This is a genomic window from Pseudoalteromonas sp. S3776 (genome assembly GCF_005886915.1).
Lineage (GTDB): Bacteria > Pseudomonadota > Gammaproteobacteria > Enterobacterales > Alteromonadaceae > Pseudoalteromonas.
Genome location: NZ_PNCU01000196.1, coordinates 1 through 406, shown reverse-complemented (window position 1 = coordinate 406; position 406 = coordinate 1). Strand labels below are relative to the sequence as shown.

Here is a 406-nt window from a genome sequence, read left to right as displayed (position 1 = left end):
CGTTACCGCTGGCGCTGTTTTGATGCGCAAGGGCGTAATGTCGGTGAGTTTGCCACTGAGGTGAGCGTACGCAGGTTATCAGCGCCTCATGTATCAGTAGACAGATAAGAATAAGAATGAAAAGGAGATAATTATGCCAAGTTTGGCTTATTTTACACGTGCAGTTGCGGGTTTAAGCGCTTTAATGACTGCGACTTCGTTGTATGCGGCACCGGTATTAAACAAAAGTATTTTTGAATTTAACGCCGGTTTACACATACAGGAAGAGTTTAATATCTTTGCGGATAACGCCGTCTTTGACCCCGATTATCCGGCGCATGAACTTCGGCTCCTGCTCAATGAAGGCAAAACCTATGAGCAGGTCAGTTTTTACGACAAAACTTATACACCTTACGGTCAGGCAGTT

1 pseudogene is annotated in these 406 nt (G+C 44.8%); it reads left to right on the top strand.

Features of this window, described 5'->3' with window-relative positions:
* Positions 1–133: 133 nt before the first annotated feature.
* Positions 134–406, top strand: a pseudogene (locus CWC16_RS19610) (hypothetical protein); the annotation flags it as partial.